Origin of the sequence: Streptomyces sp. NBC_00454 (assembly GCF_041434015.1) — a bacterium.
Lineage (GTDB): Bacteria > Actinomycetota > Actinomycetes > Streptomycetales > Streptomycetaceae > Streptomyces.
In genome coordinates this window covers 3,826,897-3,851,355 of sequence record NZ_CP107907.1, presented here as the reverse complement: position 1 = coordinate 3,851,355, position 24,459 = coordinate 3,826,897, and the positions used below count along the sequence as shown (strand labels likewise).

26 protein-coding genes and 1 riboswitch are annotated in these 24,459 nt (G+C 69.6%); of the genes, 14 read left to right on the top strand and 12 right to left on the bottom strand.

Annotation, left to right across the window (positions count from 1 at the left end; all coding sequences use genetic code 11):
- The first annotated feature begins 82 nt into the window (after positions 1 to 82).
- Complete coding sequence (locus tag OHU74_RS17895; RefSeq protein WP_371616827.1) at positions 83 to 1,543, top strand: glycosyltransferase family 87 protein; 1,461 nt, start codon at positions 83 to 85, stop codon at positions 1,541 to 1,543.
- Position 1,544: 1 nt separating this feature from the next.
- On the opposite strand, the gene OHU74_RS17890 is transcribed toward OHU74_RS17895, so the two are convergent.
- The 3 genes from OHU74_RS17890 to OHU74_RS17880 all read right to left on the bottom strand — a co-directional run bounded on the left by OHU74_RS17890 (position 1,545) and on the right by OHU74_RS17880 (position 4,217).
- Entirely contained in the window at positions 1,545 to 2,576 is a 1,032-nt protein-coding gene (locus OHU74_RS17890) for an alanine racemase (protein WP_371616826.1), read from the bottom strand.
- A gap of 67 nt (positions 2,577 to 2,643) precedes the next feature.
- Positions 2,644 to 3,762 (bottom strand): peptidoglycan bridge formation glycyltransferase FemA/FemB family protein, encoded by a 1,119-nt coding sequence (locus OHU74_RS17885; RefSeq protein WP_330297423.1) that lies wholly within the window; start codon positions 3,760 to 3,762, stop codon positions 2,644 to 2,646.
- A gap of 131 nt (positions 3,763 to 3,893) precedes the next feature.
- Positions 3,894 to 4,217: a hypothetical protein gene (locus OHU74_RS17880; protein ID WP_330297422.1), complete on the bottom strand. Its 324-nt coding sequence runs from the start codon at positions 4,215 to 4,217 to the stop codon at positions 3,894 to 3,896.
- Positions 4,218 to 4,466: 249 nt separating this feature from the next.
- Here OHU74_RS17880 and rpsF point away from each other — a divergent pair, with 249 nt between their 5' ends.
- The 4 genes from rpsF to rplI all read left to right on the top strand — a co-directional run bounded on the left by rpsF (position 4,467) and on the right by rplI (position 6,179).
- Positions 4,467 to 4,757: a 30S ribosomal protein S6 gene (rpsF, locus tag OHU74_RS17875; protein ID WP_004950685.1), complete on the top strand. Its 291-nt coding sequence runs from the start codon at positions 4,467 to 4,469 to the stop codon at positions 4,755 to 4,757.
- Between the two features lie 73 nt (positions 4,758 to 4,830).
- Positions 4,831 to 5,433 carry a single-stranded DNA-binding protein gene (locus OHU74_RS17870; protein ID WP_330297421.1) on the top strand — a complete coding sequence of 201 codons (603 nt, stop codon included), beginning with the start codon at positions 4,831 to 4,833 and terminating at the stop codon, positions 5,431 to 5,433.
- 44 nt (positions 5,434 to 5,477) lie between these two features.
- A complete protein-coding gene (rpsR, locus tag OHU74_RS17865) occupies positions 5,478 to 5,714 on the top strand; it encodes a 30S ribosomal protein S18 (protein ID WP_005315025.1) in 237 nt (78 codons plus the stop codon).
- Positions 5,715 to 5,732: 18 nt separating this feature from the next.
- Positions 5,733 to 6,179 carry a 50S ribosomal protein L9 gene (rplI, locus tag OHU74_RS17860; protein WP_330297420.1) on the top strand — a complete coding sequence of 149 codons (447 nt, stop codon included), beginning with the start codon at positions 5,733 to 5,735 and terminating at the stop codon, positions 6,177 to 6,179.
- Positions 6,180 to 6,275: 96 nt separating this feature from the next.
- Here the strand turns inward: rplI and OHU74_RS17855 are convergent, their stop codons facing one another.
- Positions 6,276 to 7,613 (bottom strand): MATE family efflux transporter, encoded by a 1,338-nt coding sequence (locus tag OHU74_RS17855; protein ID WP_371616825.1) that lies wholly within the window; start codon positions 7,611 to 7,613, stop codon positions 6,276 to 6,278.
- A gap of 452 nt (positions 7,614 to 8,065) precedes the next feature.
- Between OHU74_RS17855 and dnaB the strand changes: the two genes are divergently transcribed.
- Together dnaB and OHU74_RS17845 are read left to right on the top strand one after the other, a co-directional pair.
- Positions 8,066 to 9,529, top strand: a complete 1,464-nt coding sequence (dnaB, locus tag OHU74_RS17850; RefSeq protein ID WP_371619724.1) for a replicative DNA helicase — start codon at positions 8,066 to 8,068, stop codon at positions 9,527 to 9,529.
- A gap of 10 nt (positions 9,530 to 9,539) precedes the next feature.
- Positions 9,540 to 10,925: a serine hydrolase domain-containing protein gene (locus tag OHU74_RS17845; RefSeq protein ID WP_371616824.1), complete on the top strand. Its 1,386-nt coding sequence runs from the start codon at positions 9,540 to 9,542 to the stop codon at positions 10,923 to 10,925.
- 16 nt (positions 10,926 to 10,941) lie between these two features.
- On the opposite strand, the gene OHU74_RS17840 is transcribed toward OHU74_RS17845, so the two are convergent.
- The 3 genes from OHU74_RS17840 to OHU74_RS17830 are packed head-to-tail and all read right to left on the bottom strand — an operon-like array spanning position 10,942 to position 13,538.
- On the bottom strand, positions 10,942 to 12,114 hold the full coding sequence (locus tag OHU74_RS17840; protein ID WP_371616823.1) for a winged helix DNA-binding domain-containing protein: 1,173 nt from the start codon (positions 12,112 to 12,114) through the stop codon (positions 10,942 to 10,944).
- Between the two features lie 54 nt (positions 12,115 to 12,168).
- On the bottom strand, positions 12,169 to 12,633 hold the full coding sequence (locus OHU74_RS17835) for an N-acetyltransferase family protein (RefSeq protein ID WP_371616822.1): 465 nt from the start codon (positions 12,631 to 12,633) through the stop codon (positions 12,169 to 12,171).
- Positions 12,634 to 12,650: 17 nt separating this feature from the next.
- A complete protein-coding gene (locus OHU74_RS17830; RefSeq protein WP_371616821.1) occupies positions 12,651 to 13,538 on the bottom strand; it encodes a GNAT family N-acetyltransferase in 888 nt (295 codons plus the stop codon).
- A 152-nt stretch (positions 13,539 to 13,690) separates the two neighbouring features.
- Here OHU74_RS17830 and OHU74_RS17825 point away from each other — a divergent pair, with 152 nt between their 5' ends.
- Both OHU74_RS17825 and OHU74_RS17820 read left to right on the top strand, forming a co-directional pair.
- Complete coding sequence (locus OHU74_RS17825; RefSeq protein ID WP_371616820.1) at positions 13,691 to 14,341, top strand: HAD family hydrolase; 651 nt, start codon at positions 13,691 to 13,693, stop codon at positions 14,339 to 14,341.
- 58 nt (positions 14,342 to 14,399) lie between these two features.
- Positions 14,400 to 15,686, top strand: coding sequence for a globin domain-containing protein (locus OHU74_RS17820; protein WP_371619723.1), 1,287 nt, complete (start codon positions 14,400 to 14,402; stop codon positions 15,684 to 15,686).
- A gap of 32 nt (positions 15,687 to 15,718) precedes the next feature.
- On the opposite strand, the gene OHU74_RS17815 is transcribed toward OHU74_RS17820, so the two are convergent.
- The 4 genes from OHU74_RS17815 to OHU74_RS17800 form a co-directional block, all read right to left on the bottom strand.
- Entirely contained in the window at positions 15,719 to 16,198 is a 480-nt protein-coding gene (locus tag OHU74_RS17815) for an NUDIX domain-containing protein (RefSeq protein WP_371616819.1), read from the bottom strand.
- Positions 16,199 to 16,317: 119 nt separating this feature from the next.
- A complete protein-coding gene (locus OHU74_RS17810) occupies positions 16,318 to 17,481 on the bottom strand; it encodes a cystathionine gamma-lyase (RefSeq protein WP_371616818.1) in 1,164 nt (387 codons plus the stop codon).
- Positions 17,478 to 17,969 (bottom strand): low molecular weight protein-tyrosine-phosphatase, encoded by a 492-nt coding sequence (locus tag OHU74_RS17805; RefSeq protein ID WP_371616817.1) that lies wholly within the window; start codon positions 17,967 to 17,969, stop codon positions 17,478 to 17,480. The genes OHU74_RS17810 and OHU74_RS17805 overlap by 4 nt, the downstream gene beginning before the upstream one ends.
- Before the next feature lie 11 nt (positions 17,970 to 17,980).
- On the bottom strand, positions 17,981 to 18,361 hold the full coding sequence (locus OHU74_RS17800) for a phage holin family protein (RefSeq protein WP_371616816.1): 381 nt from the start codon (positions 18,359 to 18,361) through the stop codon (positions 17,981 to 17,983).
- A gap of 90 nt (positions 18,362 to 18,451) precedes the next feature.
- Between OHU74_RS17800 and OHU74_RS17795 the strand changes: the two genes are divergently transcribed.
- The 4 genes from OHU74_RS17795 to OHU74_RS17780 all read left to right on the top strand — a co-directional run bounded on the left by OHU74_RS17795 (position 18,452) and on the right by OHU74_RS17780 (position 20,728).
- Entirely contained in the window at positions 18,452 to 18,769 is a 318-nt protein-coding gene (locus tag OHU74_RS17795) for a cupin domain-containing protein (protein ID WP_330297408.1), read from the top strand.
- A gap of 164 nt (positions 18,770 to 18,933) precedes the next feature.
- Positions 18,934 to 19,152: a DUF5326 family protein gene (locus OHU74_RS17790; RefSeq protein WP_371619722.1), complete on the top strand. Its 219-nt coding sequence runs from the start codon at positions 18,934 to 18,936 to the stop codon at positions 19,150 to 19,152.
- A 258-nt stretch (positions 19,153 to 19,410) separates the two neighbouring features.
- Positions 19,411 to 20,181, top strand: a complete 771-nt coding sequence (locus OHU74_RS17785) for an IclR family transcriptional regulator (protein ID WP_371616815.1) — start codon at positions 19,411 to 19,413, stop codon at positions 20,179 to 20,181.
- Positions 20,182 to 20,278: 97 nt separating this feature from the next.
- On the top strand, positions 20,279 to 20,728 hold the full coding sequence (locus OHU74_RS17780) for an SsgA family sporulation/cell division regulator (protein ID WP_330297406.1): 450 nt from the start codon (positions 20,279 to 20,281) through the stop codon (positions 20,726 to 20,728).
- Between the two features lie 200 nt (positions 20,729 to 20,928).
- Here the strand turns inward: OHU74_RS17780 and OHU74_RS17775 are convergent, their stop codons facing one another.
- A complete protein-coding gene (locus OHU74_RS17775; RefSeq protein ID WP_371616814.1) occupies positions 20,929 to 22,446 on the bottom strand; it encodes a YibE/F family protein in 1,518 nt (505 codons plus the stop codon).
- A 39-nt stretch (positions 22,447 to 22,485) separates the two neighbouring features.
- Positions 22,486 to 22,630, top strand: a riboswitch (TPP riboswitch).
- Here OHU74_RS17775 and thiC point away from each other — a divergent pair.
- Complete coding sequence (gene thiC / locus OHU74_RS17770) at positions 22,625 to 24,412, top strand: phosphomethylpyrimidine synthase ThiC (protein WP_371616813.1); 1,788 nt, start codon at positions 22,625 to 22,627, stop codon at positions 24,410 to 24,412. It overlaps the preceding riboswitch by 6 nt.
- Positions 24,413 to 24,459: the final 47 nt, after the last annotated feature.

Below are 24,459 nucleotides of genomic sequence, written 5' to 3'. Positions count from 1 at the left end.
CCCGAGGCAGGGCCGCAGAGGGCCGTCGCACCAAGTGCGACGGCCCTCTCCCATGTCCGGCGCGGTACGGCAGGATGTGCGCATGACGAAGGTGCACGAGGACAGCCCCGTACTGCCCACCCAGCAGGACGAGGTGGCCGCCGCCGGGAGCGAGCTCATCGGCGGCCCGATGGGCCGCTACGCCCGGCTGGGAGGCCACTGGCTGACCCCGGTGCGCGTCGTGGTGCTCGTGGCCCTGGGGATGTTCGCGCTCGGCATGGTGCAGAAGCTGCCCTGCTACGACTGGGCGTGGTTCCGCGGGGCCGGGTCCCAGTACACCCACGCCTGCTACTCGGACATCCCGCACCTCTACGTCGTACGCGGCTTCGCCGACGGCCTCACGCCGTACTTCGACCGGCTCCCCGGCGACATGCAGTTCCTGGAGTACCCGGTGCTCACCGGGGTCTTCATGGAAGTCGCCTCCTGGCTGACCCCGAGCAGCGGCTCGATGCAGCACCGGGAGCAGATGTACTGGATGGTCAACGCGGGCATGCTGATGGCCTGCGCCGCCGTGATTGCCGTATGCGTGGCCCGTACGCACCGCCGGCGGCCGTGGGACGCCCTGCTCTTCGCCCTGGCGCCCGCCTTCGCGCTCACCGCGACCATCAACTGGGACCTGCTGGCCATCGCCCTGACGGCCGCCGCGATGCTCATGTGGTCGCGGGGCCGGGCACTGGCCTTCGGCATCCTGATCGGCCTCGCCACCGCGGCCAAGCTCTATCCCGTACTGCTGCTCGGGGCCGTGTTCGTGCTCTGCTGGCGGGCCGGGAAGTGGCGCGCCTTCGGTGCGGCGGTCGGCGGCGCGGTCGCCTCGTGGCTCGTGGTGAACCTGCCCGTCATGCTCTTCGCCTGGGAAGGCTGGACGAAGTTCTACACCTTCAGCCAGGAGCGGCCCATCGACTTCGGCTCCGTGTGGCTGCTGATCTCCCAGCGCTCCGGGAACCCGCTGTCGGGCGCCAACACCTACGCCACGGGCCTGACGCTGCTGCTGTGCGCGGGCATCGGCTTCCTCACGCTGACCGCACCGCGCCGCCCCCGCTTCGCGCAGCTGGCCTTCCTGCTCGTGGCCGCCTTCATCCTGGTCAACAAGGTCTACTCGCCGCAGTACGTGCTGTGGCTGATCCCGCTCGCCGCGCTGGCCCGGCCGCGCTGGCGGGACTTCCTCATCTGGCAGGCGGGCGAGGTCGTCTACTTCCTGGGGATCTGGTTCTACCTGGCCTACACGACCAGCGGTGAGAAGCATCAGGGCCTGCCGCTGGAGGGCTACCAGCTGGCGATCGCGGCCCATCTGCTGTGCACGCTCTACCTGTGCGCCGTGGTCGTGCGCGACATCATGCTGCCCGAGCGCGACGTGGTGCGGCGCGACGGGTCGGACGACCCTTCCGGTGGCGTCCTGGACGGCGCCGAGGACGTGTTCACCCTGTCGCACACGGCGAAGGCGCCGCAGTACGCGGCGCCTTCGGACGGACGGCGGGTCGAATGGGGCGCGGGCCCCGAGGACTGACTCAGGCCTCGATCGCCCGGTCGAACTGCGTGGTGGTGTGACGCAGGTGCGCCACCAGTTCGTCGCCGACCTTCGGCTCGGGAGAGTCGGAGGGCACGAACAGGATGGACACCTGCATGTGCGGCGGCTCTGCGAACCAGCGCTGCTTGCCCGCCCACACGAAGGGCGACAGGTTGCGGTTGACGGTGGCCAGCCCCGCCCGGGCCACGCCCTTGGCGCGCGGCATCACCCCGTGCAGGGCCTTGGGGGCCTCCAGGCCCACGCCGTGCGAGGTGCCGCCGGCGACCACGACCAGCCAGCCGTCGGAGGCGGCCTTCTGCTGGCGGTAGCCGAACCGGTCGCCCTTGGCGACGCGGGTGACGTCGAGGACCGCACCGCGGTACTCGGTCGCCTCGTGGTCGCCCAGCCAGAGCCGGGTGCCGATCCGGGCCCGGAAGCGGGTCTGCGGGAACTGCTGCTGGAGGCGCGCCAGCTCCGCCGCCTTCAGGTGGCTGACGAACATGGTGTGGAGCGGCAGCCGCGCCGCGCGCAGCCGGTCCATCCAGCCGATGACCTCCTCGACGGCGTCGGAGCCGTCCGGGCGGTCCAGCGGCAGGTGCAGGGCGAAGCCCTCCAGCCGGACGTCCTCGATGGCCGTGTGCAGCTGGCCGAGGTCCTGCTCGGAGATGCCGTGCCGGCGCATGGAGCTCATGCACTCGATGACCACGCGGGCGCCGACGAGACCCCGGACCCCGTCCAGAGAGGACACCGAGCGGATGACCCGGTCCGGCAGCGGCACCGGCTCCTCACCGCGCCGGAACGGGGTCAGGACGAGCAGGTCCCCGCCGAACCAGTCCTTGATGCTCGCGGCTTCGTACGTCGTCCCGACGGCCAGGACGTCGGCACCCATCCGGGTCGCCTCCTCGCAGAGCCGCTCGTGGCCGAAGCCGTAGCCGTTGCCCTTGCAGACCGGGATCAGCCCGGGGAACTGGTCCTGGATCTGCTTCTGGTGCGCACGCCAGCGCGCGGTGTCGACGTAGAGCGTGAGCGCCATGCCCGTCCGGAGCCTCTCTCGAAAAGCTGCGTGGTGCAGCGGTGCGGTGTGTGGATGGGGCGGTGGATCAGCGGCGGGACATGTAGATGTCGAGCGCCTTGTGGAGCAGCTTGTTGAGCGGGAAGTCCCACTCGCCGACGTACTCGACGGCCTCGCCGCCCGTGCCGACCTTGAACTGGATCAGACCGAACAGGTGGTCGTTCTCGTCCAGGGTGTCACTGATGCCGCGCAGGTCGTAGACGCTTGCGCCGAGCGCGTACGAATCGCGCAGCATGCGCCACTGCATGGCGTTCGAGGGGCGGACCTCGCGCTTGTGGTTGGCGGAGGCGCCGTACGAGTACCAGACGTGCTGGCCGACGGTGAGCATCGTGGCGGCGGCCAGCGGCTCCCCCTCGTGCTTGGCGATGTACAGCCGCATGCGGTTGGGGTCCTCGGCGTTGAGGGCCTTCCACTGGCGCTGGAAGTAGACGAGCGGACGCGGGCGGAACTTGTCGCGCTCGGCCGTGATCTCGTACAGGTGCTGCCAGGTCGCCAGGTCCTCGTAGCCGCCCTGGACCACCTCGACGCCGGCCTTCTCGGCCTTCTTGATGTTGCGGCGCCACAGCTGGTTGAAGCCCTTGAGGACGTCGTCCAGCGAGCGGTTGGCCAGCGGCACCTGGAAGACGTAGCGGGGCTGGACGTCGCCGAATCCGGCGCCGCCGTCCTCGCCCTGCTGCCAGCCCATGCGGCGCAGCTTGTCGGAGACCTCGAAGGCGCGGGGCTCGATGTGCGAAGCCTCCACGTCACGCAGGCGCTTGACCTCCGGGTCCTGGATTCCGGCCTTGATGGCGGCGGAGTTCCAGCGGCGGATGACGACGGGCGGGCCCATCTTCACGGTGAAGGCGCCCTGCTGCTTGAGGTGGGCCAGCATCGGCTGGAGCCACTCCTCGAGATTGGGGGCGTACCAGTTGATGACGGGGCCCTCGGGAAGGTACGCGAGGTACCTCTTCACCTTGGGGAGCTGGCGGTACAACACAAGGGCGGCGCCGACGAGTTCGCCGGACGAGTCGAACCATCCGAGGTTCTCGGAACGCCACTCGTTCTTCACGTCGGCCCACGCCGGGACCTGGCAGTGGCTAGCCGAGGGCAGGCTCTGGAGGTAGCCCAGATGCTGCTCTCGGCTGATGGTCCTCAGGGACAGGCTCATGCGGGGCGTCTCCTCCGGCGGCTTCGCTGGCTATGGCGCGAAGCCTACTGCGACAAGGGCGCCACCCATCTGGGGGACGGGCCGGGCCCGGGCCGGTGGGAGGCCGGCGCCCTGTCGCGGAGGTACGCCGGTCAGCCCAGCCAGCCGCCGAAGAGCCCGCCGTGTGCCATGCCGAGGAAGAAGCCGATGCCAGCAGCGCCAAGGCCGACGATCAGTGCGAAGCGCTCGCGTGTCGTCTCCGAGATGAACTGTCCGTAGGCGCCGGTGAGGATCCCGACCAGCCCGGTCCACGAGCTGAGCAGGTGCAGATTGTGGAAGAACGCCGTGATGAACGCCACGGCGCCGAGGATCAGAGTGACCGCGACCAGGGTGTCCTGGACCGGATGAGGCTTGCCGTCCGTCGCGAAGAGCGAGATCGACGGGGGCGTGGACTGGCGTCGCATTGCCTGTGCCATCGGAAGGCACCTCCTGGCTGCAGCAGAGCGGTGCTGCGGGCCTGCTCCGGCAGGGGCCGGGGCATAGCACCGAGCACACCCGATGGATACAGATTGTGGCCTCCTGGTGCCGGATTTCAACCGGAAGGAGTCGACCAGGTAGTCTGTACGGTCTGCGCGGTGTCTGCTTGCGGACGCCGTGCGTACGCATCACGACCCTCCTGCCACGGAACGACCGTGGCCGCTGAGTCCAAAGGAGGTGGGTTCCACATGCGTCACTACGAAGTGATGGTCATCCTCGACCCCGATCTCGAGGAGCGCGCTGTCTCCCCGCTGATCGAGAACTTCCTTTCTGTCGTCCGTGAGGGCAACGGAAAGGTCGAGAAGGTCGACACCTGGGGCCGTCGTCGTCTCGCTTACGAGATCAAGAAGAAGCCCGAGGGCATCTACTCGGTCATCGACCTTCAGGCCGAGCCTGCGGTCGTCAAGGAGCTTGACCGACAGATGAACCTGAACGAGTCGGTTCTCCGGACCAAGGTCCTCCGCCCCGAGACCCACTGAACTTCGGTTCAGCGGTAATCGGGACCGAGTAGCAACAGCAGCCCAGCAGCAATCCCCGCCGAGAGGTTCATCCATGGCAGGCGAGACCGTCATCACGGTCGTCGGCAATCTCGTCGACGACCCCGAGCTGCGCTTCACCCCCTCGGGTGCGGCGGTCGCGAAGTTCCGTGTCGCGTCCACTCCCCGCACCTTCGACAAGCAGACCAATGAGTGGAAGGACGGCGAGAGCCTGTTCCTGACCTGCTCGGTCTGGCGGCAGGCGGCTGAGAACGTCGCCGAGTCTCTTCAGCGAGGCATGCGCGTCATCGTGCAGGGCCGGCTGAAGCAGCGGTCGTACGAAGACCGTGAGGGTGTCAAGCGCACGGTCTACGAGCTGGACGTCGAGGAAGTCGGCCCCAGCCTGAAGAGCGCCACGGCCAAGGTCGCCAAGACCAGCGGTCGCGGTGGTCAGGGTGGATACGGCGGCGGCGGTCAGCAGCAGGGTGGCGGCGGTGGCAACTGGGGCGGAGCCCCCAGTGGCGGCGCTCCTCAGGGCGGCGGAGCTCCCTCCGACGACCCGTGGGCGTCCAGTGCGCCTGCCGGCGGCTCGCAGCAGGGTGGCGGCGGTGGCTGGGGCGGAAGCTCTGGCAACACCGGCGGCTCCGGCGGTGGCTACTCGGACGAGCCTCCCTTCTAAGGGCAGCTCGAACCCCCACTTCTTGATTTCACAGGAGAGACACAATGGCGAAGCCGCCTGTGCGCAAGCCTAAGAAGAAGGTCTGCGCGTTCTGCAAGGACAAGACCGCGTACGTGGACTACAAGGACACGAACATGCTGCGGAAGTTCATTTCCGACCGTGGCAAGATCCGTGCCCGCCGCGTCACCGGCAACTGCACGCAGCACCAGCGTGACGTCGCCACGGCTGTGAAGAACAGCCGTGAGATGGCGCTGCTGCCCTACACGTCCACCGCGCGATAAGGAAAGGGTGACCGAATAATGAAGATCATCCTGACCCACGAGGTCTCTGGCCTCGGCACCGCCGGCGATGTCGTCGACGTCAAGGACGGTTACGCTCGCAACTACCTGGTCCCGCGTGGTTTCGCGATCCGCTGGACCAAGGGTGGCGAGAAGGACGTGGCGCAGATCCGCCGCGCCCGCAAGATCCACGAGATCGCGACCATCGAGCAGGCCAACGAGTTCAAGGCCAAGCTCGAGGCCGTGAAGGTCCGTCTGGCCACCCGTGCGGGTGACGCCGGTCGTCTCTTCGGTTCCGTCACGCCGGCCGACATCGCCACGGCGGTCGAGGCTTCCGGTGGCCCCAAGGTCGACAAGCGTCGCGTCGAGCTGGGCTCCCCGATCAAGACCCTCGGTTCCTACCAGGTCTCCGTGCGTCTGCACGCCGACGTGGTCGCGAACGTGGGCGTCGAGGTCGTCGCCGCCTAAGGGCTGCGCAGTGAAGGGCCGCACCCCCTCGGGGGTGCGGCCCTTCGTCGTTCTCGCGATGTTTCACGTGAAACATCGCCACCAGCGCCCCGAGGTCTAGCGGGTCGCCCCCGCGATCAGCCAGCGGCCCGAGCGGGTGCGCAGCTGGAGGGTGACCATGCGGACCAGCATCATCAGCGTCATGGCGCACCAGAGGGCCGTCAGCCCCCCTCCGAGGGCCGGTACGAGCAAGGCGGCCGGGGCGAACACGGCGAGGGTCAGCAGCATGGCCCAGGCCAAGTAGCGGCCGTCGCCGGCGCCCATCAGGACCCCGTCGAGGATGAAGACGATGCCGGAGACGGGCTGGGAGACGGCCGCCACGAGCAGGGCGGGCAGCAGGGCGTCCTCTACGGCGGGGTCGCTGGTGAAGAGCGGGATGAACACGGGACGGGCCGCGATCACCAGGAGGCCCAGGACGATGCCGGAGACGATCCCCCACTGCACCATGCGGCGGCAGGCGGCCTTGGCTCCCTCGGTGTCCCCCGCACCGAGGTAGCGCCCGATGATGGCCTGCCCGGCGATCGCGATCGCGTCGAGGGCGAAGGCGAGCAGGGTCCACAGGGAGAGCAGGATCTGGTGGGCGGCGATGTCGGCGTCGCCCAAGCGTGCGGCTACGGCGGTGGCGATCAGCAGGATGGCGCGCAGGGACAGGGTCCGCACCAGCAGCGGTACGCCCGCCTGGGCGCAGGCCCGGATCCCTGCCGCATCGGGACGCAGGGAGGCGCCGTGCCGGCGGGCGCCGCGGACGACCACGGTCAGGTAGGCGGCGGCCATGGCGCACTGGGCGATCACGGTGCCCCAGGCGGAGCCGGCGATGCCGAGGCCCGCTCCGTAGACGAGGGCGAGGTTCAGGGCCGCGTTGAGGGTGAAGCCGCCGATGGCGACGTAGAGCGGGGTCCGGGTGTCCTGGAGGCCGCGGATCACTCCGATGGCGGCGAGCACCACGAGCATCGCGGGGATGCCGAGGGCGGAGATCCGCAGATAGGTGATCGCGTACGGGGCGACGCTGTCGGAGGCGCCGAAGAAGGAGACCAGGGAGGGCGCCGCGGGCAGGACGACGGCGATGACGGCAGCGCCGAGCAGGAGTGCGAGCCAGATGCCGTCCATGCCCTGTCGGATGGCGGCCGGCAGGTCGCCGGCGCCGACGCGGCGGGCCACGGCCGAGGTGGTGGCGTAGGCGAGGAAGACGAAGAGGCTCACGGCGGTGGTGAGCAGGGCTGCCGCGATGCCGAGACCGGCCAGCTGGGGGGTGCCGAGGTGTCCCACGATGGCGCTGTCGGCCATCACGAAGAGGGGTTCGGCGACGAGCGCGCCGAAGGCGGGGAGGGCGAGCGCGAAGATCTCGCGGTCGTGTCGTCTCGGGGCAGCCTTCGGTGCTGCGGGGGCCTGTCTCATGTGCTCAATCTAATCTTCCACAGGTAATAGACGCAAGGCCCTTTAGATCCTTACGTTTGCGTCGATTCGCGCGTTCGTCCCACCTCATTGGAGGCGATCTTGAGACAGTGGCGAATATTTTTCTCACCCACAGTCAGTGGAGGGGGAAATCGCAGGTCAGGTGGGGTGACAGGGTAGGTCTGGTGATTTTGTCCACAGCGCCGTCCCCCGGTCCGTGCACAGCTTCGGGGGAGTTACCCACAGCATTGGCGCCGTCATCCACATCTCATCCACACAGCCTGTGGATAACAAGATTGGCTGACGCCGCTCCCGGCCCTACCGTGGTTCGATGTCCGACTCGCCGAGAGCCGATTCGGGTGCCCCAAATGTCAGAGCCGTGTCGTAGAAAGAGTGGCACGGCGATGTCCGCGTTGCGGACGGGAGGAGGTGGCCCGGTGAGCATGCCCGAGCCCATGGACGACCCCTGGGCCGACAGCGGTCCAGGTGACCGTCTGCCCGCCCGTTCGCGCCGTAACGGCGAAGGCCGCGGCCGCGGGGACGATGAGCAGGACCGAGGGCGCGAGTCGGGCTCCTGGGACGGCGGAGGGGGCGGCTTCGAGCGCGTCCCGCCGCAGGACCTCGATGCCGAGCAGTCCGTCCTGGGCGGCATGCTGCTGTCCAAGGACGCCATCGCCGATGTGGTCGAGGTGCTCAAGGGCCACGATTTCTACCGCCCGTCGCACGAGACCATCTACCAGGCCATCCTCGACCTGTACGCCAAGGGCGAGCCGGCCGACCCGATCACCGTCAGCGCCGAACTGACCCGGCGCGGCGAGATCAGCAAGGTCGGCGGGGCTCCGTACCTGCACACGCTGGTCCAGTCCGTCCCGACCGCGGCGAACGCCGAGTACTACGCCGAGATCGTCCACGAGCGGGCCGTCCTGCGAAGGCTGGTCGCGGCCGGTACGAAGATCACGCAGATGGGTTATGCCGCCGACGGAGACGTCGACGAGATCGTCAACAGTGCCCAGGCCGAGATCTACGCCGTCACCGAGCAGCGGACCTCCGAGGACTACCTGCCGCTGGGCGACATCATGGAAGGCGCCCTCGACGAGATCGAGGCGATCGGCTCGCGCAGCGGCCAGATGTCGGGCGTTCCGACCGGCTTCACGGACCTGGATTCGCTGACCAACGGTCTGCACCCCGGCCAGATGATCGTCATCGCGGCCCGCCCCGCCATGGGTAAGTCCACCCTCGCGCTGGACTTCGCCCGTGCCTGCTCCATCAAGGCCAACCTGCCCAGCGTCATCTTCTCCCTCGAAATGGGGCGCAACGAGATCGCGATGCGCCTGCTCTCGGCGGAGGCCCGGGTGGCCCTGCACCACATGCGCTCGGGCACCATGACGGACGACGACTGGACCAGGCTGGCCCGCCGGATGCCGGACGTCTCCGCGGCCCCCCTCTACATCGACGACTCCCCGAACCTGTCGATGATGGAGATCCGGGCCAAGTGCCGCCGGCTCAAGCAGCGCAACGACCTCTCGCTCGTGGTCATCGACTACCTCCAGCTGATGCAGTCGGGCGGCTCGCGCCGTCCCGAGAGCCGCCAGCAGGAGGTCTCGGACATGTCCCGAAACCTCAAGCTGCTGGCCAAGGAGCTGGAGGTGCCGGTGATCGCGCTGTCCCAGCTGAACCGTGGTCCCGAACAGCGCACCGACAAGAAGCCGATGGTCTCCGACCTGCGTGAATCCGGCTCGATCGAGCAGGACGCCGACATGGTGATCCTGCTCCACCGCGAGGACGCGTACGAGAAGGAGTCACCCCGTGCGGGTGAGGCGGACCTGATCGTGGCGAAGCACCGTAACGGTCCGACGGCCACCATCACCGTCGCCTTCCAGGGTCATTATTCGCGGTTCGTGGACATGGCCAACACGTAGCATCCGCCCCATGGATGCCGTATCTGAAGATCTTGTCCTGCTCCCCGCGACCCGGCGCGCGCTCCTGCGGCGGATCGCCGTCGCTCAGCGCGAAGGCCGGGCGCCGTCTCTGGTGGCGGCCGTGGTGCGGGGCGCAGAGGTGGTCTGGGAGGGCTCCCGGACCATGGTCGAGGGGCACGGGCCCGACGGGAACGTGCAGTACCGGATCGGGTCGATCACCAAGACGTTCACCGCCGTTCTGGTGATGCGCCTGCGCGACGAGGGGCTGCTGGCGCTCGGTGATCCGGTGGAGAAGTTCCTGCCGGGCACGGGTGTCGGAGAGGTGACCATCGGCCAGTTGCTCTCCCACACGGGCGGGTTGGCGGCCGAGACGCCGGGCGAGTGGTGGGAGCGGACGCCGGGCGCGATGCGGCCGGAGCTCTCGGACGTGCTCGGCGAGCAGCCCTTCCGCTTCGAGCCGGGCCGGCGCCACCACTACTCCAACCCGGGCTACACGCTGCTGGGTTCGGTCGTGGAGGCCGTGCGCGGCAAGCCGTGGGAAGAGGTGCTCCGGGCCGAGGTGCTGGAGCCGCTGGGGCTGGCGCGCACGGCGGCGCAGCCGCAGGCCCCGGCCGCGGGCGGTTGGGCGGTGCACCCGTGGGCGGATGTGATGATGCCCGAACCGGCGGAGGACCTGGGGCTCATGGCCCCGGCCGGTCAGCTGTGGTCCACCACCGGTGACCTGGCACGGTTCGCGGCCTTCCTCGTACGGGGCGACGCGCGCGTGCTGAGCGCCGAGTCGGTACGGGAGATGCGGACGTCGGCCACTCCCCCGGAGCCCGGTCTCGCCGACCTCGGCTACGGGCTCGGGATGCAGCTGACGCAGTACGGCGAGCACAGGCTCGCCGGGCACACCGGCTCGCTCCCGGGCTTCGTGGCCTGCCTGTGGCTGAGCGAGGCGGAGGACGTGGCCGCGGTGGTGCTGGCCAACTGCACCTCGGGGCTGCCCGTCTCCACGCTGGCCGCCGATCTGGTGGCGATCGTCGCGGAGGCCGAGCCGCGCCTTCCCGAGCCCTGGCGGCCGCTCCGGGAGGCCGATCCGGTCGCCCTGGAGCTGTGCGGCCCTTGGTACTGGGGTACGTCGGCGCAGGCCGTCCGGCTGACCTACGACGGGTTCCTCGAGCTGGGCCCGGTGGCCGCCAACGGGCGCTCCGCCCGCTTCCGGGCGGAGCCGGACGGCAGCTGGACGGGCCTGAACGGCTACTACGCGGGCGAGTCGCTGCGGGCCGTGCGACGGCCGGACGGGTCGGTGAGCCACCTCGACCTCGCCTCGTTCGTGTTCACCCGCGAGCCGTACGACACCGGGGCTCCGGTACCCGGCGGGGTCGACCCGCAGGGCTGGCGGGGCATCGGCTGACGCTGCCGGACCGCCCTCACCCCGCTGCGAGTTCACGCTCCAGCGGGGTGCGGAAACGCGGGGTGATACGGCTGTCCCCGAGCCAGGAGCCGAGCCGCTCGGCTTCCGCCGCGATCGCCTTCCCGGCGGAGCGGCCCGGATCCGCGAGCAGCCGGTGCACGATCCGGCCGTCGGGGAGCTGGGCCCAGCCGCCGACGATCTCGCCGTTCCACCACACGGTCGGGCCGATGTTGCCGGCGTAGTCGAAGAGGGCCGCCCGGTGCGCGGGGTCCAGGTGGAAGCCACGGTCCGCCCAGCCCATCGCGCTGGGGTCCAGGGCGGGCAGCAGGGCGGCCCAGGGCTCCGGGGCGGGCTCGGGGCCGAAGTCACCGGGACCGACGAGGGCGGTGGAGCCGTCCTCCAGCCGGACCTCGTCGGGGCCGACGGCCGCGAGGGCCTTGCGCGTATCGGTGAGGGTCCAGCCGGTCCACCACTTGAGGTCGGCTTCGGTGGCCGGGCCGTAGGAGTGCAGCCAGCGACGGGCGAGTTCGGCGCGGGCCTCGGCCGGGGGCATGGCTGGCCAGGGCTCGGTGTGCACCCAGCGGTACTGGCTGGAGGTCCACGACCCCCGGGGCCGGTCGCGGCGGATACGGCCGTCGGCGGCGAGCAGCCGGATGACGCGGGTGGCGACACCCGTCTCGGTCTCGTACTTCTTGCCCCGGAAGACGGTGATCTTCTGTCGCAGGTCAGGGACGGCGGCGGAGAGCTGGCTGCCGGTGGACGGTCCCCGGGTGTCGAGCGCGTCCAGCGTGGCGCTCTCGGCCCGCGCCAGCCAGTCGGCGTCGAGACCCTGGCCGTCCTCCTGGAGGTGCTTGAGGAGCGTGCGGCGCTCCTTGGTGGCGATGGCCCGGGCCGTGGAGGAGTCCACGTACGGCGCGAGTTCGGTGGAGACGGCGAAGAGCGTGTTGCGCATGCTGAGCAGCCGCACGAGGCTCACGTCCTCGTAGAGGGCCCGCTCGATCACGGAGGCCTCGCCCTCGCTCAGCCGGGCGCGGGCCGAGAGGAAGACCGTCGAGGCGTCGGTGGCGTGCAGGGCGATGACGGCGTCCGCGACCTGCGGCACATCGGCGGCGCGGGCGGACGGCGCGAGCCGGTGCCGGCGGCCGAGCCGGTTCCGGCGCTCGGCGTTGGTGACGAGGGGAAGTCTCATCCTCCCGATCGTAGGCCGGGCCGCAGACAGTGGCCCGGCCTACGCACGGCGGGTTCAGAGCTGGAGCTTGAACCCGAGGTGGGAGCCGGTGAAGCCGAGCCGCTCGTAGAAGCGGTGGGCGTCGGTGCGGGCCATGTCCGAGGTGAGCTGGACGAGGTTGCAGTCCTCGGCACGGGACTGCTCGATCGCCCATTCGATGAACCGGGTGCCGAGGCCGCTGCCCCGCTCGTCCGTATGGACGCGTACGCCTTCGATGATCGAACGCGTGGCTCCCTTGCGGGAGAGTCCGGGGACGATCGTCAGCTGGAGGGTGCCGACGACGCGGCCCGCGCGGACGGCGACGACCAGGTGCTGGTGCGGATCGCCCGCCAGCCGTTCGAAGGCTGCCCGGTAGGGGGACAGATCGTCCGGGGACTCCCGGGTCATGCCGAGTGGGTCGTCGGCCAGCATCGCGACGATCGCGGGCAGATCCTCCTCGCCGGCCGGGCGAATGATCAGGTCGGAGTCTTCTCCGGTCATGGTGCGGTGCTCCTCGTTCACCCTGCCGCCACGGTGAGCGGGGCCCATCGGCGGGTCCAGTCACCGGGCAGGCCGGGGATGTTCCGGGTCATGACGGCGTTGAAGGCAACGGAGCCGAGGCCCCGCTCCTTGAGCCAGCCCAGCAGCTCTTCATGGCGGACGTCGACATCGGTGCGCAGGGGGCGGTCGGTGGCGGCGGCCAGGGCGGTGACCAGAGCCTGGGCCGTGGCGGTGTCCCGGGCGACCAGCGGCCCGATGACATGGGTCTCCATGTTGGGCCAGATGGCGCCGTAGCCGATCAGCTCGCCGGCGGTGTCCTCGGCGACGAGCAGCCGGTCCGTGAAGGCGGGCAGCCGGGTGATCAGTTGCGTCCGGTCGGTGCCGAAGACCTCCCCGTCCAGCCGGAGGATCCGCTGGATGTCCTCGGCGGTGGCCGGCCGGACCGGGACGGTGCCCGGCGTGGGGGCATCGGCATCCGGGCGGAAGGCACCCCGGAGCATCTCGGCGCGCCCCGTGGTGTCGAAGCCGAGCTCCTCGTAGAGGGGGCGGCCGTACGGGGTGGCGTGCAGGGTGAGGGGGATGCCCTTGAGGAGGTCGTCGCAGATGTAGGCCATCAGGTGTCTGCCCAGACCCCGGCGGGCGTAGCGGTCGGCGACCAGGACCATGCCGATGGCGGCGAGTTCGGGCTCCGCCTGGTCGGGTCCGTACCGGGTGACCACGCAGACCGCGGCAAGCCCCCGTCCGTCCGGGGCTTCGATGCCGTAGCCGTGGCCGGCGGAGAGCAGGAGCCCCCACTTGTGATCCTCGCGGGGCCAACCGCGGTCTTCGGAGAGATCGGCGCAGTGGGGGAGGTCGTCCACAGTCAGTGCGCGGATCGGCAGGGCGGTGAGAAGGGGTGGTGTCACAGCCCCAGACTGGTTCATCGGCCGGGCCCCGGTCCAGGGAATTTGGGCTCGATGTTTCACGTGAAACATCGAGGTGGGGAAGGTGGAACCGGCCGATGTTTCACGTGAAACACGCTGTTTCACGTGAAACGGAGCCACTAGCCTCGACGGTTATGACCCTCCTGCACCTCTTCGACCTCGACGGAACGCTGATGTACGGATCGGCGGCCCCCGTCGAGATCTCCCGTCAGCTCGGACTGACGGACGAGATCGCCCAACTGGAGCGTGCCTTCGTGGCGCGGGAGATCGGGCCGCACGAGTTCTCGCTGGCCGCCCAGAAGCTCTGGACGGACCTGACCCCGGCACATGTGCGGGCCGCGTTCGAGGGGGCGCCCTGGATTTCGGGCATCCGCGAGGTATGGCAGGAGATCCGGGAACGCGGGGACTACTGCGCGGTGATCTCGCTGTCGCCCTCGTTCTTCGTGGAGCTCCTGCTGGAGTGGGGCGCGCATGCCGCGCACGGTTCGGTCTTCCCGGAGGTTCCGTTCACACGGCCGGTGGACATGGCCGGAATCCTGACGCCGGAAGGCAAGGTGACCGTCGCCGACCGGCTGTGTGCGCAGTTCGGGGTGGAGCGGAGCGACTGTGTCGCGTACGGGGACTCCAGTACCGACGTGGCGCTCTTCGAGGCCGTCCCGCGCTCGGTCGCGGTGAACGCCCGGCCGTACCTCGTGGAGAAGGCGACGCACGTCTACGAGGGTCGTGATCTGCGGGAGGCATACCAGCTGACAGGGGTGGCGCGCACGGGAGTTGAGGCATCTTAAGGGGAAAGTGGGTTCGAAACGCGGATTTCCCGCATTTCCCCGCAAGCTCTGGGGCGGACTGGCACGCTGTGGAACCCGGAACCACGGATTCGAAGGCCGTGGCGTGTGCAGACCTACCGAGATGCTCGAAGCGAGGCACCGCATGGACGCTCCGCCCACCAGATCGGCAAGACGGAGGACCGCCCGGATACCGTCCGGGGGCAGTGCGCCAGAGGCTTCTCCCGCACCCTCCCCCGATGCCGTGCTCATCCGCCGGACCCTCGCGGAAATCGCACCCGTCGCCGACAAGGTGACTTCCTACTTCTACGCCCTGGTGTTCACGGCGCACCCGGATCTGCGGGGGATGTTCCCCGCCGCCATGGACACCCAGCGGGACCGGCTGCTGAAGGCGCTGCTGACCGCCGCCGAGCACATCGACCATCCCGAGGTGCTCACCGCGTACCTGAGCCGGCTCGGCAGCGGGCACCGCAAGTACGGGACCCAGCCCGGCCACTATCCGCCGGTGGGCGAGGCCCTGATCGGGGCACTGGCCCGGTACGCCCAGGACAGCTGGGGGCCGGAGACCGAAGCCGCCTGGGCGCGGGCGTACACCGCGATCTCCCAGATCATGATCGACGCGGCGGCCGAGGCCGACACCAAGGCGCCGCCGTGGTGGCACGCCGAAGTGGTCTCCCACGATCTGCGCACCTCGGACATCGCGGTGCTCACGGTCCGCCCCGACCAGCCGTACCCGTTCCTCGCGGGCCAGTACACGAGCCTGGAGACCCCGTGGTGGCCACGGGTCTGGCGGCACTACTCCTTCGCCTCGGCCCCCCGTGCGGACGGGCTGCTGTCCTTCCACGTCAAGGCGGTCCCGGCGGGATGGGTCTCCAACGCGCTGGTGCGCCACGCCCGGCCCGGTGACGTACTGCGGCTCGGGCCGCCTGCCGGTTCCATGGTGGTCGACCACAGCACCGACAACGGCATGATCTGCCTGGGCGGCGGCACGGGCATAGCACCGATCAAGGCGCTGATCGAGGATGTGGCCGAGCACGGGGAACGGCGCCCGGTGGAGGTGTTCTTCGGAGCGCGCAGTGACCACGACCTCTACGACAAGGACACCCTGCTGGGTCTGCAGCGCTCGCATCCGTGGCTGTCGGTGCGCCCGGTGGTGTGCGCGGACGGACTGGCCGGACAGCTGCCGGAGGCCATCGGCGAGCACGGGCCCTGGAGTTCGTACGACGCGTTCGTCTCGGGGCCGGCCGCGATGATCCGCAGCGGGGTGGACGCGCTGAAGAGGATCGGGATCCCCGGGGAGCGCATCCGCCACGACGAGGTGGAGGAACTGGCGGGCGTCGCCGGCTGATTCCGGCCGGCGCCCGCGATCGGTTCGGAGGGTCAGCCCAGGTCGGGGGCGTGCATCGCGCGCACGCCCTCGATGTTGCCGTCGAGGTAGTGGCGCAGAGACAGCGGGACGAGGTGGACGGCGGCGATGCCCACGCGGCTGAAGGGCACGCGGACGATCTCGTACTCGCCCTCCGGCTCCTCGATCTCGGGCCCGTGGCGCTGGCTGGGATCCATGGATTCGAGATGACAGACGAAGAAGTGCTGCACCTTGACGCCGGTCACCCCCCGGTCGGCGATGTGCTCGACGGTGTCGACGAAGCAGGGCACCACATCGGTGATCTTCGCGCCGAGTTCCTCGTGGATCTCTCGGTGGAGGGCGTCGACGACGGTCAGGTCCGAGGGCTCCACGCCCCCGCCGGGAGTGAGCCAGTAGGGATCGACGCCGGGCTTGGTGCGCTTGATGAGGATCAGGTCGTCACCGTCGAGCAGGATCGCGCGGGCGGTGCGTTTGACCACGGGACGTTCGGTCATGGGAGAAGAGTGGCCCAGACTTCCGCTTCTGAAACGCATGGCGGCGAAATGCGCCGGGGCGCGAGCCGGGCGGTCCGGGTCACCGGGCGGCAGACCCGGACCGCCTTCCGGCAGGCTGATCAGGCCGTGGAACCCGCCACGTCGAGGGCCCGCAGCACGTCCGCGACCAGGTCCTCGGTGTCCTCGGCCCCGGCGGAGAAGCGGATGAACCCCTCCGGCACGGCGTCGCCGCCCCACCGCCCGCGCCGCTCCGCGGTGGACCGCACCCCGCCGAAGCTCGTGGCGTCCTCCACGAGACGCGTGGCGGCCATGAACCGTTCCGCATGCGCGCGGTCGGCCAGGGTGAAGGAGACCACCGATCCGAAGCCCCGCATCTGGCCCGCGGCCGTCTTGTGGGACGGATCCGAGGCCAGGCCCGGGTAGCGCAGCCCCGAGACGTCCGCACGGCCGGAGAGGGCCTCGGCGACGGCGAGCGCGTTGGTCCACTGGCGCTCGCAGCGCAACTGGATGGTGGACAGGGAGCGGTGGGCGAGCCAGGCCTCCATGGGGCCCGGGATCGCGCCGACCACCTTGCGCCAGCGGCGGATCCCCGCGGCGAGTTCGGCGTTGCGGCAGACGACGTAGCCGAGCAGCAGGTCGCCGTGGCCGGTGAGGCCCTTGGTGCCGCTGGCCACCGAGAAGTCGGCGCCGAGCTCCAGGGGACGCTGGCCGAGCGGGGTCGCGAGGGTGTTGTCGACGGCGACCAGGGTGCCGCCCGCGTGGGCCGCGTCCACGAGGCGCCGGATGTCGCAGACGTCGAGCCCGGGGTTGGACGGGGTTTCCAGCCACAGCAGCCGGGCTCCGTCGAGGACCGCCAACTGGGCGTCCCCGCCGGTGGGGGCGGTGCGCACGTGGACCCCGTAGGCCTCCAGCTGCTCCCGTACGAGGGGCAGGGCCTGGTAGCCGTCGTCGGGCAGGACCACGGTGTCGCCGGCCCGCGCCTGGGAGAGCAGGACGGCGCTGACCGCGGCCATGCCGGAAGCGAAGACGACGGTGTCCACGCCCTCCTGGCCGGGGGCTTCCAGTTCCCCGATGGCCCGCTCCAGCAGGGTCCAGGTGGGGTTGGTCTCGCGCCCGTAGGTGTACGGGCCTTCGACCTCGCCGGGGAGGTGGAAGTGGGCGGCGAAGACCGGACCGGGCAGCGTCGGCTCGTTCTTGGCCGGCTCGGGCAGACCGGCGCGGACGGCGACGGTGCCGTCCCCGAGCCGCTCCGCCCGGGCCGGAGCGCTGTCGGGTGTGCTCATGGGGTGTGCTCCTTCACGGCTTCGCGTACGGCGTCCAGCAGGCCGGGGCCGGCCGCCTCGACCAGTTCCAGGCACTCTTCGAATCCGCCGAAGGGCCCGTAGTAGGGATCGGGTACGTCTCCCTGAGAGGCCGTGGCCGCAGGGTCGTAGGACCGCAGCAGCCGGACCTTGGCGGCGTCCTCCGGCGTGGGAGCCAGCGCCCTCAGGTCCCGCAGGTGCCCGGCGTCGAGCGCGATGACGAGGTCCAGACCGGCGAACCAGGAGCTGCGGAACTGCCGGGCCCGGTGGGCCTGCTCGTACCCGGCGGCCTCCAGGACCGCGACGGTGCGCGGATCGGCGCCGGCCCCCTCGTGCCAGCCGCCGGTGCCCGCGCTGTCGACCTCGACCAGGTCCGCGAGCCCGGCATCGGCTACGAGGGAGCGGAAGACGGACTCGGCCATGGGCGAGCGGCAGATGTTGCCGGTGCAGACGAAGCACACGCGGTACATGGGCGCCCGCTTCAGTTCTTGTCGGGCAGGACCATGTTCACGGCCCAGGAGACGATGGAGATGATGAGGGCGCCGACCACCGCGGTCCAGAAGTTGTCCACGTGGAAGCTGAGGTCGAACTGCTTGGCCAGCCACGAGGTCAGCATCAGCATCAGCGCGTTCACCACGAGGGTGAACAGGCCGAGGGTGACGATGAAGAGCGGCAGCGAGAGCAGCTTCACCACGGGCTTGACGATGACGTTGACCACGCCGAAGATCAGCGCGACCAGGATCAGGGTGAGGGTGCGGCGGCCCATGCTGCTGCCGTCGTCGAGAGTGATGCCCGCGAGGAGCCAGATGGCGACGGCGAGGGCCGCGGCGTTGGCCACTGTCTTGACTACGAAATTCGTCATGTGTCCGATCGTTGCAGAGATGATCCCCGTGGAACATCAGCTGATCTGCGGATGGTCAGGGCACGAGAGAGCACAAGGGGTACAAAGACGATGAAGGCCTTCCGGCTGACCGAGCTCGAGGCCGAGCGGGCCGCGAACGAGGGCGCCTATCTCCAGTTCCTGCGCGAGCGGAACATGTCGGTGGGGCTCTACGCGCTGGACGCCGGTGAGAGCGACCCGCAGCAGCCGCACGGCCAGGACGAGGTGTACTTCGTCGTGAGCGGCCGGGCCTCCATCACCGTCGGGGAGGAGACGACGACGGTGGCGAACGGGAGCGTGGTCTACGTGCCGGCCGGAGTGCCGCACAAGTTCCACCACATCACCGAGAACCTCAAAGTGATGGTGGTCTTCTCTCCGCCAGAAGGGTGAACGGACCGCGGAAGTGAGGGTCGGGAGCCCGGTCCCCCTAGGGGGCGGATCAGGGGACTCCGAGGGCTCGCGGGCCCCCGCCGGGAGCCGTGGCCTCCTAGCATCGAGAGCAGGAAGTCACGGACAAGGACGCGGACAGGGAAGAGGTTGGGGACATGGAAGGCATCCGAGGGATATTCGAGGGCATGCCCTGGTGGGTCAAGTGGGTCGCCGTGCCGCTGCTGGTGCTGCTCGTCTTCGGCGGTGTGATCACCACGATCCTGGCGACGCTGATCGGCTTCGTGTTCAAGGCGCTCCTCTTCGTGGCCCTCGTCGGCGGCCTGATCTTCATCGTCAAGAAGTTCACCGGCAGCGGGACGAAGTCCTCCTCCGGGGACTGGTAGAACTTGGGCAACCCGGGCAACACCGTGATTAACCCAGGTGAGGGAACGTGAAGCCCTAAACCGCTCACAGCCCGGGAATCGGCGGATAGAGTGGCAATCTGTGCCGTTCCCTGGGCACCGAAAGCCGGTACTGCCGCCCTGACCTGCGGTTCTTTCAAACAGCCGCCGAGCACGACCCCCAGGAGTCACGGCACACGCGGGGGCGGCCCCCGCAGGGCGGGCCCCCCACGGCCCGCCGCCACGCCTGGGGGTGAGCTCTTGTCTTCGGTTCACAGTGCCGGTGTGCCGACTCTGATCGGTTCGGTGCAGAGGGCATTGAGGCTGCTCGAAGCGGTCGGCTCCCATAGCGAGGGAGCTCCGGCGAAACAACTGGCGCGCGAGGCCGGGCTCCCGCTTCCCACCGCGTACCACCTGCTGCGCACCCTGACGCACGAGGGCTATCTGCGTCGGGAGAGCGGGGTCTTCGTCCTGGGTGACGCCGCGGGCCGACTGGCCGGTGGCGGGCTCCAGCAGAAACGTCGCAGCATGATCCTCGACTCCCTCGCGCACTTCCGCGACGCGGTCGGGGCCCCCGTCTACTTCGCGGTCTACCGCGAGGGTGAAATCGAGGTCGTGGGTGTATCGGACACCCCGGCCAATCCGGCCTGCGAGGAGTGGGCCGATTTCCGCGAGACCGGCCACGCGCACGCCATCGGGCAGTGCCTGCTCGGCCAGCTCGACGAGAAGACGCGCAAGGAGTACTACGACCGCCACCCGGTCGAGGCCATCACCCCTTACACCGTGGCCGACTTGCGGGCTCTGGAGCAGCGGATCGGCTCCATGGAGCGGATGCAGCCGGTGACCGAGCGGCAGGAATACGCCCTGGGCGCGGTGTGCGCGGCCATCCCCATCACCGCCGGAGACACAGCGGCGACCATGGCGATTTCTCTCCCTCTGCACCAGGAACATCGATTGCTGTATGCGGTCGATCGGCTACGGAGTGAAGTAGGCGCGCTGTTGAGCACCCTCTCGTTCTCTATCAGTATCTGAAAACTCACTCCTTGTGATCTGCTAGCGCTTCCACCACTCTTGTCAAGAGGGCCTTGGGGGATCATTCCTGGCCACTTCCACTACAGCGGGGTAGGCAATGCGCGAGTCGGTACAGGCAGAGGTCATGATGAGTTTCCTCGTTTCCGAGGAGCTCTCGTTCCGGATCCCGGTGGAGCTCCGGTACGAGGCGCGTGATCCATACGCAGTCCGTCTGACCTTCCACCTTCCCGGAGACGCGCCCGTGACCTGGGCGTTCGGCCGGGAGCTGCTTCTCGACGGGATCAACAAGCCGTGCGGTGACGGTGATGTCCACATCGCCCCCACCGACCCGGAGGAGCTGTCCGATGTCCACATCCGGCTGCAGGTGGGCGCGGACCGGGCGCTCTTCCGTGCGAGCGCGGCGCCGCTCGTCGCGTTCCTCGACCGCACCGACCGGATCGTTCCGCTCGGACAGGAGCGCAACCTCGGGGACTTCGAGGAGAACCTCGACGAGGCGCTCGACAAGATCCTGGCGGAGTCGCGGCAGAACGAGCAGAACGCCGGCTGACCGGTAGCCGGTGGCGACGCGGGCCGACCAGAGCCTGCCGACCGACCGGAACGACCACCACGCACCACCGCACGTCCACACCGCGGCTCAGCGTGCCGACGCGCTGAGCACACCACCTTGCCGTTTCCCATGACCGGCCGCGCGCGCGAATTGACCAGCCGCGCCCGCCGGTCGCCCGCCCTCGGCCCGTCCGTTGCCGGTCAGCGCTTGCGCCGCCGGCCCCGGCCGCCGCGCAGTGGCCCCGAGGCAGCCGTCCCCGCCGGGGCAGCCGTGCCCGCCGGGGATCCCGCGCGGTCGGCGGACACCACCAGCGCGGCCAGCGCCGTCGTCACGGGTACCGAGGCGACCAGTCCGATCGAGCCCACGAGGGTCCGTACGATCTCTTCCGCCACCAGCTCGCTGTTGGCCACCGAACCCATGCTGCTGTTCGCGATCGAGAACAGCAGGAGCAGCGGCAACGCGGCGCCCGCGTAGGCCAGTACCAGGGTGTTGACCACCGAGGCGATGTGGTCCCGACCGATCCGGATGCCCGCCCGGTACAGCTCGCGCGGGCCCATCGAGGGGTCTGCCTGGTGGAGTTCCCAGACGGCCGACGTCTGGGTGACCGTCACATCGTCGAGTACGCCGAGCGATCCGATGATGACACCCGCAAGCAGCAAACCGCTCATGTCGATGTGCGGATAGAGCCCGTGGATCAGCCCGGTGTTGTCGTCGGTGTTGCCGCTCAGGAACGCCCAGCCGATGAACAGCGAGCCCAGCAGGCCGATCAGCACCAGCGACACGATGGTGCCGAGGACCGCCACCGAGGTACGGGCCGTCAGGCCGTGGCACATGTAGAGCGCGATCAGCATGATGGCGCTGGCCCCGACCACCGCCACCACCAGGGGGTTCGAGCCCTGGAGGATCGCGGGGAGGATGAACAGGGTCAGTACGCCGAAACTGACGACGAGGGCGATGAGCGCGAACACCCCACGCATCCGCCCGACGACGACGACCGCGAGGGCGAAGATGCCCGCCAGCAGGGCCATCGGGAACTTGCGGTTCACGTCGATGACGGAGTACTGGAGGTCGCGCGGCGCGTCCGGCGCGTAGGCGACCACCACTTCCTGGCCGTTCGTCAACTGTCTTGGTGCGCCTGGCTGGATGATCTCGAAGAACTCGCGGCCCTTGTCGGGGCCGGTGGAGACCTGGACGGTCGCCTTCTTGCAGTCGCCGGTCTGCTCGGCGACCGCCTCGCGTCCCGACGGGGTGGAGGTGTCGCCGGTGGCCGGCACCTGCGCGGCGTTCACGGATTTGCAGTCGACCTGTGCCAGTGCGACGACCTTCCCCTGCTGGGTCTGGCGGTCGAAGCCGACCCCGGAACGCTCGTGCGCCGGGGCGCCCCCCGGCCAGAGCACGACCATGCCGACCACGACGGCGGCGGCGAAGGGGATCAGCACGGCGGCGATCACCTTGCGCAGGTGCTTCGAGACGGGGGCCGCCGGACCGTGGCTGTGCGAGTGGCCGTGGGAATGCCCGGACGGGGAGTGCGCGGACGACGAGTGTCCGGACGGCGAGTGCGCGGACGACGAGTGCCCGGGCGCGTGTCCCGGCGAGTGCTCTGGCTCCGCATGCGCGTGGCCGGCGTGGTCGGTGTGACCAGCGGGATCTGTGGGCTCGATGGGGGGCTGCGGCGAGGACGTCACCGGCAGATCATCGCAACAGATGAGGGGGCCCACTGTTCAGCACGCCACACATGACGCTAGCGTGGGGGCTACTTTGCACAACGCGGGAGCTCGGAGCACCGGGCTGAGAGGGCGCTGATCACCGTTCGCATTCGAATATGCGTACGGGAGGAGGCTGCGTCGACCGCCGAACCTGTTACCGGGTAATGCCGGCGTAGGGAGATTAGGTCTCATGACCATTCAGGACGCACGCACGCCTGCCGTCAGCCAGGACGCCGACGGCCAGACCGAGCGCCAGCCCGGCTGGCACAAGGGGTACGTGGCGGGCTCCCGCCCCGACATCCGGGTGCCGGTTCGCCAGGTCCACCTCACCAACGGCAAGGACGTGACGCTCTACGACACGTCCGGTCCGTACACCGACCCGCAGATCGAGACCGACGTCCGCCGGGGCCTGCCGCCCCTGCGCGAAAACTGGATCATCAGCCGCGGTGACACCGAGGAGTACGCGGGCCGCCCCGCGCGCCCCGAGGACGACGGCATCAAGCACACCTCGCCGCGCGGTGGCCTCAAGAACCTCGACGCGGTCTTCCCGGGCCGTCCGCGCCTGCCCCGCCGGGGCCGTGGCGGCGCCGCCGTCACGCAGCTCGCGTACGCCCGCCGGGGCGAGATCACCCCGGAGATGGAGTACGTCGCGATCCGCGAGAACGTCTCCCCCGAGGTCGTCCGCGAGGAGATCGCCGCAGGTCGCGCGGTCATGCCGGTGAACGTGAACCACCCCGAGATCGAGCCGATGATCATCGGCAAGCGGTTCCTGGTGAAGGTCAACGCCAACATCGGAAACTCCGCGGTCACCTCCTCGATCGAGGAGGAGGTCGACAAGATGACCTGGGCGACCAAGTGGGGCGCCGACACGGTCATGGACCTCTCGACCGGCCGCAACATCCACACCACCCGCGAATGGGTGCTGCGCAACTCCCCCGTGCCGATCGGCACCGTGCCGCTGTACCAGGCGCTGGAGAAGGTCGACGGCCGCGCCGAGGACCTGACCTGGGAGATCTACAAGGACACGGTCATCGAGCAGGCCGAGCAGGGCGTCGACTACATGACGGTCCACGCCGGCGTGCTGCTGTCGTACGTGCCGCTGACCGCCCGCCGCAAGACCGGCATCGTCTCGCGCGGCGGCTCGATCATGGCCGCGTGGTGCCTGGCGCACCACAAGGAGAACTTCCTCTACACGAACTTCGAGGAGCTCTGCGAGATCCTCGCGACGTACGACGTCACGTACTCGCTGGGTGACGGCCTGCGCCCCGGTTCCATCGCGGACGCCAACGACGCGGCGCAGTTCGCGGAGCTGAAGACCCTGGGCGAGCTGAACACGATCGCCAAGCGGCACAACGTGCAGACGATGATCGAGGGCCCCGGGCACGTCCCGATGCACAAGATCAAGGAGAACATCGACCTCCAGCAGGAGATCTGCGAAGAGGCGCCGTTCTACACGCTCGGCCCGCTGACGACGGACGTCGCGCCCGCGTACGACCACATCACCTCGGGCATCGGCGCCGCGATGATCGCCTGGTGGGGCACCGCGATGCTCTGCTACGTCACGCCCAAGGAGCACCTGGGCCTGCCGAACCGCGACGACGTGAAGACCGGCGTCATCACGTACAAGATCGCTGCTCACGCGGCGGACCTGGCCAAGGGGCACCCGGGTGCCCAGGAGTGGGACGACGCCCTGTCGGACGCGCGGTTCGAGTTCCGGTGGGAGGACCAGTTCAACCTGGCCCTCGACCCGGACACGGCCCGTTCGTTCCACGACGAGACCCTCCCGGCCGAGCCGGCCAAGACCGCGCACTTCTGCTCCATGTGCGGTCCGAAGTTCTGCTCGATGAAGATCTCCCAGGACATCCGCCGCGAGCACGGCGGAGACCTCAAGGCCGAGGAGATCCAGGCCGGCATGGCGGAGAAGTCCGCCGAGTTCGCGGCCTCGGGCAACCGCGTGTACCTGCCGCTGGCGGACTGACGCACGGTCGGCTGAGGCACGGCGCGCCGGCGCACGTGCGCTGACGC

Excerpts from the sequence above, each read along its gene's own strand:
- thiC (WP_371616813.1), top strand. The coding sequence starts at position 22,625 with ATGACCATTCAGGACGCACGCACGCCTGCCGTCAGCCAGGACGCCGAC.
- OHU74_RS17840 (WP_371616823.1), bottom strand. The coding sequence starts at position 12,114 with ATGAGACTTCCCCTCGTCACCAACGCCGAGCGCCGGAACCGGCTCGGC.
- OHU74_RS17895 (WP_371616827.1), top strand. The coding sequence starts at position 83 with ATGACGAAGGTGCACGAGGACAGCCCCGTACTGCCCACCCAGCAGGAC.
- OHU74_RS17800 (WP_371616816.1), bottom strand. The coding sequence starts at position 18,361 with ATGACGAATTTCGTAGTCAAGACAGTGGCCAACGCCGCGGCCCTCGCC.
- OHU74_RS17825 (WP_371616820.1), top strand. The coding sequence starts at position 13,691 with ATGACCCTCCTGCACCTCTTCGACCTCGACGGAACGCTGATGTACGGA.
- OHU74_RS17870 (WP_330297421.1), top strand. The coding sequence starts at position 4,831 with ATGGCAGGCGAGACCGTCATCACGGTCGTCGGCAATCTCGTCGACGAC.
- OHU74_RS17815 (WP_371616819.1), bottom strand. The coding sequence starts at position 16,198 with ATGACCGAACGTCCCGTGGTCAAACGCACCGCCCGCGCGATCCTGCTC.
- dnaB (WP_371619724.1), top strand. The coding sequence starts at position 8,066 with ATGGACGACCCCTGGGCCGACAGCGGTCCAGGTGACCGTCTGCCCGCC.
- OHU74_RS17855 (WP_371616825.1), bottom strand. The coding sequence starts at position 7,613 with ATGAGACAGGCCCCCGCAGCACCGAAGGCTGCCCCGAGACGACACGAC.
- OHU74_RS17880 (WP_330297422.1), bottom strand. The coding sequence starts at position 4,217 with ATGGCACAGGCAATGCGACGCCAGTCCACGCCCCCGTCGATCTCGCTC.
- OHU74_RS17835 (WP_371616822.1), bottom strand. The coding sequence starts at position 12,633 with ATGACCGGAGAAGACTCCGACCTGATCATTCGCCCGGCCGGCGAGGAG.
- OHU74_RS17845 (WP_371616824.1), top strand. The coding sequence starts at position 9,540 with ATGGATGCCGTATCTGAAGATCTTGTCCTGCTCCCCGCGACCCGGCGC.
- OHU74_RS17810 (WP_371616818.1), bottom strand. The coding sequence starts at position 17,481 with ATGAGCACACCCGACAGCGCTCCGGCCCGGGCGGAGCGGCTCGGGGAC.
- OHU74_RS17890 (WP_371616826.1), bottom strand. The coding sequence starts at position 2,576 with ATGGCGCTCACGCTCTACGTCGACACCGCGCGCTGGCGTGCGCACCAG.
- OHU74_RS17805 (WP_371616817.1), bottom strand. The coding sequence starts at position 17,969 with ATGTACCGCGTGTGCTTCGTCTGCACCGGCAACATCTGCCGCTCGCCC.
- OHU74_RS17795 (WP_330297408.1), top strand. The coding sequence starts at position 18,452 with ATGAAGGCCTTCCGGCTGACCGAGCTCGAGGCCGAGCGGGCCGCGAAC.
- OHU74_RS17780 (WP_330297406.1), top strand. The coding sequence starts at position 20,279 with ATGCGCGAGTCGGTACAGGCAGAGGTCATGATGAGTTTCCTCGTTTCC.
- rplI (WP_330297420.1), top strand. The coding sequence starts at position 5,733 with ATGAAGATCATCCTGACCCACGAGGTCTCTGGCCTCGGCACCGCCGGC.
- OHU74_RS17885 (WP_330297423.1), bottom strand. The coding sequence starts at position 3,762 with ATGAGCCTGTCCCTGAGGACCATCAGCCGAGAGCAGCATCTGGGCTAC.
- rpsR (WP_005315025.1), top strand. The coding sequence starts at position 5,478 with ATGGCGAAGCCGCCTGTGCGCAAGCCTAAGAAGAAGGTCTGCGCGTTC.
- rpsF (WP_004950685.1), top strand. The coding sequence starts at position 4,467 with ATGCGTCACTACGAAGTGATGGTCATCCTCGACCCCGATCTCGAGGAG.